The organism is Anaerosporobacter sp., assembly GCF_965301125.1.
In genome coordinates, this window is the sequence record NZ_CBDLAM010000197.1 from 1 (window position 1) to 6472 (window position 6472).

A 6472-nucleotide genomic window follows, 5' to 3' on the forward strand; every position below is an offset into this window, starting at 1 on the left:
TAGCTAAATCCTATGCACATTATAAAAGTCTTTTAAATCTTTTTTCATATCCTCAGATAATCCTGTTTTCTTTATCCCTTCGATTGCTCCTTCTAGACCATAAAGTCTGTTAATACATGCCGATTCATCAATTTTTTGGATTCTTAACCATGCCTGTTTCGCACCAATATTCTTTAATTCCTCTTCTGTTGTAATTCCAACCATATTAAGTTGCTGTTCCACTACTTTACCTATATTGGGTAAATCCTTTAGCTTTTTATTACTCATTCTATTCTTTACTCCTTTTCCCTTTGATTGTATTATTATATAGTAAATTTTTCTTTTTTAATTTTAAAACAACCCATGATTGTATTTAATTTGCGCTTTCCCTATGTAAAATAGACCAATAACAAAGCTGTAAATAACCTTAACAATAGAATACAACATTTATTTCCATATTTCAATTAAAAAAACTACCGTAATTAGTAATTGCGATAGCATATATTGCAGAATAGAAAGTTAATAAAGCTTGGTTCTACTATAGTAGAACCTTAGAATCTTTGATTGCTAATAATCCTTTCTAACTCCATAACCTCAGCTTTTGATAAATCTTGTTCTTTTAAGTAGTCAACTATGAATTTACTAAGTGAACCACTATATAATTGATTAATTAAAGCCTTGGTCTCAATATTTTGTACGGTACGTTTTGATATTGACGCTTTACATATAAAACCTGGATCTTCGCGAACAATTGCTCCTTTATCAATGAGCCTTTTGATTACGGTATATGTGGTATTCTTTTCCCATCCTATGTACTCTTTAATAATCTTAGCAATGTCCTTTGCCGCAAGAGACTTGTTGGACCACAACAGTTCCATAATATTAAGTTCACCTTCGTGTAATCGTATTTCTTTCATCCTAATATATCCCCATACTTTCTATAATACTACTCTGTTCAGGTCTTTGTTAGGAAAGAATGAAAATCACGTAATACTTTAGACCTACTAAGAGCGTTTATAACAACCATATTCTACATGAATAGATAGTATTTGTCAAATATGTGGTTTCTCTTACATATATAGAATAAAGCAACAAAGAGACAAAACAAACTTGTCTTTTTGTTGCTTTTATTTACAAACTACTTCTTAACAGTGCTATTCCTATTTTCGTAGTTTCTCCAATAACTCTACAAAATAATCCGGTAAAGGTGCTTCGAATTCCATATATTCGTTTGTGGTTGGATGGATAAAGCCCAGAATCCTTGCATGTAAAGCTTGCCCTTCCAATTTGAATTTATCTTTTGATGGGCCATAGACATCATCTCCTACAAGAGGATGGGATATACTTGCCATATGAACACGGATTTGATGTGTACGACCGGTTTCCAGTGTACATTCCACATGTGCATATTGTGTTCCAAGATTTTCAAGAACTTTATAATGTGTTGTTGCATCTTTTCCATTCTTGTGATTAATACACATCTTCTTACGGTCAATTGGATGTCTTCCAATTGGTCCTTCTACTGTTCCTTCCATCGTAGAAAAGGAATTATAAACAATTGCTTCATATTTTCTTGTGATAGAATGTTCTTTTAATTGCTCAGCAATTGAAGTATGTGCTTTATCATTCTTACAGACTACAATAACTCCTGTGGTATTCATATCAATTCTGTGTACAATTCCAGGTCTTAATACACCATTAATTCCTGATAGATTGTCTTTACAATGATACATGAGGGCATTCACGATGGTACCAGAATAATGTCCAGCAGCAGGATGAACAACCATACCTTTGCCTTTATTAATTACAATAATATCATCATCTTCATAAATAATATCAAGAGGGATATCCTCTGGTTCAATGTCTAATGTTTTAGGTTGAGGAATTGCGATTGTAACCTCATCGTTTTTTACGACTTTATAATTTGCCTTCACTATTTTACCATTCACAAGGATAGCTTCATCTTTTAATAACGACTGTATATAGGAACGCGATAGATTAAAGTCCTCTAAGTTTTGACAAACATTGGTTAGGTATTTGTCGATTCTAATGTTTTGATCTGCATCCGTAACTATAAATGTTACAAGAGTATGATCTTCTTCGTATAAAACATCGGAATTATCAAATTCCATTACTTCTTTACTCAATTTATAAAATCCTTTCTCTTATATGAGTTAACTACCTAAGTAATATCTAAACTACTTGCTTTGTTTTGATAGAAATTCTAAATCTTCATCTTTGTAATAGAATAAGAAAAGTAAAACAAGTAAAATACAAGAAACTGTTACATAACTATCCGCAACATTAAATATTGGGAAATCAATTAATTCGAAGTAAAGAAAATCTACTACATAATTTCTGAATACACGGTCAATAAAGTTACCAATTGCTCCAGCTGATAAGAAAATCAAAATCCAATGAATTGGTTGATAGCGTTTCGTTTCAGGTAACTTAACATAAACGAATACAATGCCTATTAAAACTATTAAGGTAAACAATACGAATAACCAGATTTTATTTTGTAGTAAACCAAAAGCCATACCTCTATTTTCATGATAATGAAATTTAAATACGCCCTTTATAACATCAAATCCCTCGGTGCCTTCAAGCTTTGTCTTAGCTAAGATTTTAGTTATCTGGTCAAATGCAACTAAAAGTATCAACCAGAATAAACCTGTTATTTTCTTTTTCATTTAGGTGTGTTCCTCCTACAGTTTCATTATATATTCAAGTGCATCCACCATTTCATCATCTGTCACATCAGAATCTATAATTCCACAACCGATTTTTTCAAGTAAAATAAACTTGATTTTACCAGCTTCCATCTTTTTATCGTTTTTCGTAGCAGCTATAATGTCATTGACTTCTATACCAATAACTCCTACAGGTAAACCAAAAGATTGAATTATAGATATAGAATCCTTTAATTCTTCCATGGATAGCATGCCTCTTTTAGCAGACATATAGATTGCTGCAACCATACCAATTGCAACACATTGACCATGATACAATTTAAAATTCATTAATTTCTCAATTGCATGTCCAAGAGTATGTCCAAAATTAAGTAAAGCCCTCTCCCCTTTTTCAAGTGGGTCTCTCTCAACGACTTCTTTCTTGCATAGACAACTATGATATACCATTTCACTAAGTACTTCAAAATCATGATTCATAATACAATCATGATTATCCTTTAACCATTGATAAAAAGGAGCATCTTTGATATATCCATATTTAATAACTTCGCCCATACCAGAAGAGAATTGCTCTTTAGGTAATGATCTAAGTGTTGACATATTCATATAAACACATTTTGGCTGATGGAATGCACCTACCATATTCTTATAAGCATCAAAGTCAACGCCTGTTTTTCCACCTACACTACTATCCACCATAGATAATAGTGTTGTTGGTAGCTGAATAAAGCGAATTCCACGAAGGTATGTAGCAGCTGTATAACCAACTAAGTCACCAACTACTCCACCACCAAGTGCAAATAGAATGTCATTGCGATCGAATTTAGCTTTAATAAGATGTTCATATAGATTCTTAACTGTATCTAGAGTTTTATTCTCTTCACCTGCTTGAAAAACATAAGAATCTACATACGCCACATGTTCCTTCGAATACTTTATAACTTCTTCTAAATATTGCTCTGTATTAGAATCGCAGACAATGCAAACCTTTCGACTTAATAAATCAAGTTTATCTAATTCTTCCCCTAACTTTTCATATGAATTATGAAAAACGATATCATAACACCATGAATCATTGTAATTAACCTCTAGTCTTTTTTTCATATAATAAATTACCCCTTTCAATATTGAAATAGCCTTGCAGTATGACTGTCTGTGGTTTATCAATATTTGTACATAATAAGGAGGCTGTCGTTTTAGTAAATCTATAGCGACAGCCTATTCATTCCTTTAATCAAGATTAACTTCAAAATCTAAAAATTCAAATTCCGATTCCGAAGAAGTTTCGTTTTTTACCTCATCGTTAATAATATCAGTATCAGTATCAGGATTAATATCAGTTTCTGAAATTGTATCTGTAGTATCTGTATTAACCTCTGAATCATTATCTAACGTTGGAGCTGCTTCTTCAATAACTGTGTAATCGGAATCATCTATATTCGATACGTTGTCTGTATTTTCATCGTCTTCATCAATTGGGTTTGTATAACTTGTTTTTAATTGTTCACCATTCATAAGGGTTAATTCAAATGTAGGTGATTGTAATAATTCAATTTGAGCTGCAGCCAATTGTTTATACTGAACTTTGTAACTTTCATATTGTTGCGTAAGCCCTGTTATCATTCGGTTTATGTGATTAAGTTCATTCTGTGCATCAGCAAGAATGAAATCCACTTTGCCTTGCGCTTCTTTTTCTATAGCTTGTGCATTCTTTAATGCAGCTTGTCTCGTTTCTTCCGCAGTTTGTTCTGCAAGAACTAATGCTTTTTGTAATGTTTTTTCTATTGTTTTATAATATTGAAGTCTTTCATTCAAAACATTAATTTTATCTTTTAGTTCAACATCTTCTTTATATAATTTTTCATAACTAACTAAAATCTCACGCATAAATGCATCTACGTCTTTACGATCATAGCCAATCCCTGTTTTAAAACTTTTACTTTGTATCTCAATCGGTGTTAACATTACCCTACCTCCTAAATGTATTTCATTAATACGACAAAATATCGTCCTTTTTTTGTCTGGTTTTGTTGTTCTTGATAGATGAATTTCCCGTATCCTCTAACGGATACAACATCACCTTCTTTAAGAGTGTAACTGTTTGATTCAATTAAACGGCTATTGACAAATACTTTTCCAGCTGGGATCAAGTTACTTAGACTACTTCTAGAACCATTAAAGGCCAAAGAAAGTACAGCATCTAATCGTACTGAAGCTACAGTACCGCGAATCTCTTGAAACTGGTGCTTCATATTCATCATTAAGTCATCATCTTGTGTACATCTCACATCAGTATGTTTTATACGGGTAAGATTCTGAATGATATAATTGCACATCTTATCATTGCAGAATACATAGCCCTCTTTGTTTTCTATAATGATATCACCAATTGTATAACGCTCAATACCAAGGTTAAGCAGAGCACCTAAATAATCCCTATGTGTTAGGGCATCGCTAAACTTCGCATTACGTGGAGTTATCCTTACACAGTGAATAGGAAATGTTCTATCATAATCGTCAGTGAATTGATAGAAACAAACCATCTTACGTTCCGCACCCTCATAGCCACCATATAAATCCATTTCTACTGGTGGTAATTCTTTCTTCATTGATAATAGAAGACTTAACTCATTTAAATTCAAGAAGTCTGAATACGTAGTAAAACCTTTGTTATAAGTATTAAAAGCAAGTTCTTTTAATCTCTTACAGAGTAATTGTTCTTCTTTCGTCATCTTTATCCCTACCTCTTACGATTGATTTCATCATGACTTATATCTTTAAGTTATAAAAGATTGTCTGGAGAAACAATATAACAACTAACGCAATCATAGGTGATAAATCAATCACTTTCGTATTAAAAATAGAATGTTTTAACAAGAACCGTATCGGTGTCAATAATGGCTCTATAAGTGTTATTAGGAATTCTTTGAATTTCGCATTAAATGGGAACCAACTCATCATAAAATACGTAAATAAGATAATTTCTAATACGATAAAGAAAACATAAAGTGAATTTACGATTAAGTTACTCATACGACTCCTTAAAATTCTTTATTGATAGTTGGAACACCAAATCCATCATCAGGAACTAAATCAAGATAATCACCAGATATATCTACAGAATCAGGAGAAAAGATAAATATGTATATTGAAATTTGATGAAGTTTACCATTAATTGCATATACACAACCAGATATAAAGTCCATGATTCTTTGAGCTTCTATCGGATCAAATCCCTCAAGATTAACTACAGCAGCTCGTCCAGTTAGCAACATATCACAAATATCTTGTGACTCTTCAAACGAAGCTGGTTTCATAATACATACTTCAAGTCCTTTAGTAGTTGTTCTAATTGGTACTACTTTACTAAAACTTCCGCGTTCTCTTTCTAATCTTTGTGTACGTTCTTTTCTTGTCTCCGAAACTGGTATCTGAAGTTCTTCATCATCTCTGTCCTTATTGATATAAGAACGGGTTGAAGTTTTTTCTGAGCGTGTAGATTTTTCAGATCTAGATATGGTATTTTCATTCATATCATCTCGTCTAGGTCTTCTCCTATCTTCACGTGGTTCTTCATTTTCTTCATAATCATTTACGTAATCATCATATTCATCATCTTCTCCTAGTTTTAAGTAACCAAGAAAATTTTTCAATATATTAGCCATATGACATATCTCCTATCTTTATATTGTATAATCACGTTCACCAAAGATTCCAGTGCCTACACGAACCATGGTTGCACCTTCTTCTATTGCAACTTCATAATCATTAGTCATTCCCATGGATAGTATCTTCATATC

9 protein-coding genes and 1 pseudogene are annotated in these 6472 nt (G+C 32.2%); all 10 read right to left on the bottom strand.

The genetic code is table 11. The features are described from left to right. Positions 1–3: 3 nt before the first annotated feature. Complete coding sequence (locus ACW2QF_RS16460) at positions 4–267, bottom strand: TfoX/Sxy family protein (protein WP_455717100.1); 264 nt, start codon at positions 265–267, stop codon at positions 4–6. A 263-nt stretch (positions 268–530) separates the two neighbouring features. After that, a complete protein-coding gene (locus ACW2QF_RS16465; protein ID WP_455717101.1) occupies positions 531–896 on the bottom strand; it encodes a BlaI/MecI/CopY family transcriptional regulator in 366 nt (121 codons plus the stop codon). Between the two features lie 243 nt (positions 897–1139). Next, entirely contained in the window at positions 1140–2111 is a 972-nt protein-coding gene (locus tag ACW2QF_RS16470) for an RluA family pseudouridine synthase (protein WP_455717108.1), read from the bottom strand. A gap of 66 nt (positions 2112–2177) precedes the next feature. Beyond that, entirely contained in the window at positions 2178–2672 is a 495-nt protein-coding gene (gene lspA / locus ACW2QF_RS16475; protein WP_455717102.1) for a signal peptidase II, read from the bottom strand. Positions 2673–2687: 15 nt separating this feature from the next. Beyond that, positions 2688–3776 carry a 3-dehydroquinate synthase gene (gene aroB, locus ACW2QF_RS16480; RefSeq protein ID WP_455717103.1) on the bottom strand — a complete coding sequence of 363 codons (1089 nt, stop codon included), beginning with the start codon at positions 3774–3776 and terminating at the stop codon, positions 2688–2690. Between the two features lie 126 nt (positions 3777–3902). Next, positions 3903–4637 carry a DivIVA domain-containing protein gene (locus ACW2QF_RS16485; RefSeq protein ID WP_455717104.1) on the bottom strand — a complete coding sequence of 245 codons (735 nt, stop codon included), beginning with the start codon at positions 4635–4637 and terminating at the stop codon, positions 3903–3905. A gap of 11 nt (positions 4638–4648) precedes the next feature. Then, a complete protein-coding gene (locus ACW2QF_RS16490; RefSeq protein WP_455717105.1) occupies positions 4649–5404 on the bottom strand; it encodes a YlmH family RNA-binding protein in 756 nt (251 codons plus the stop codon). Positions 5405–5441: 37 nt separating this feature from the next. Continuing rightward, positions 5442–5705, bottom strand: a complete 264-nt coding sequence (locus ACW2QF_RS16495; RefSeq protein ID WP_455717106.1) for a YggT family protein — start codon at positions 5703–5705, stop codon at positions 5442–5444. An 8-nt stretch (positions 5706–5713) separates the two neighbouring features. Beyond that, complete coding sequence (locus ACW2QF_RS16500) at positions 5714–6337, bottom strand: cell division protein SepF (RefSeq protein ID WP_455717107.1); 624 nt, start codon at positions 6335–6337, stop codon at positions 5714–5716. Between the two features lie 18 nt (positions 6338–6355). Beyond that, positions 6356–6472: pseudogene (locus ACW2QF_RS16505) on the bottom strand (YggS family pyridoxal phosphate-dependent enzyme); the annotation flags it as partial.

Coding starts and splice junctions, on each gene's coding strand:
- ACW2QF_RS16460 (WP_455717100.1), bottom strand. CDS start 267: ATGAGTAATAAAAAGCTAAAGGATTTACCCAATATAGGTAAAGTAGTG.
- ACW2QF_RS16465 (WP_455717101.1), bottom strand. CDS start 896: ATGAAAGAAATACGATTACACGAAGGTGAACTTAATATTATGGAACTG.
- ACW2QF_RS16470 (WP_455717108.1), bottom strand. CDS start 2,111: ATGGAATTTGATAATTCCGATGTTTTATACGAAGAAGATCATACTCTT.
- lspA (WP_455717102.1), bottom strand. CDS start 2,672: ATGAAAAAGAAAATAACAGGTTTATTCTGGTTGATACTTTTAGTTGCA.
- aroB (WP_455717103.1), bottom strand. CDS start 3,776: ATGAAAAAAAGACTAGAGGTTAATTACAATGATTCATGGTGTTATGAT.
- ACW2QF_RS16485 (WP_455717104.1), bottom strand. CDS start 4,637: ATGTTAACACCGATTGAGATACAAAGTAAAAGTTTTAAAACAGGGATT.
- ACW2QF_RS16490 (WP_455717105.1), bottom strand. CDS start 5,404: ATGACGAAAGAAGAACAATTACTCTGTAAGAGATTAAAAGAACTTGCT.
- ACW2QF_RS16495 (WP_455717106.1), bottom strand. CDS start 5,705: ATGAGTAACTTAATCGTAAATTCACTTTATGTTTTCTTTATCGTATTA.
- ACW2QF_RS16500 (WP_455717107.1), bottom strand. CDS start 6,337: ATGGCTAATATATTGAAAAATTTTCTTGGTTACTTAAAACTAGGAGAA.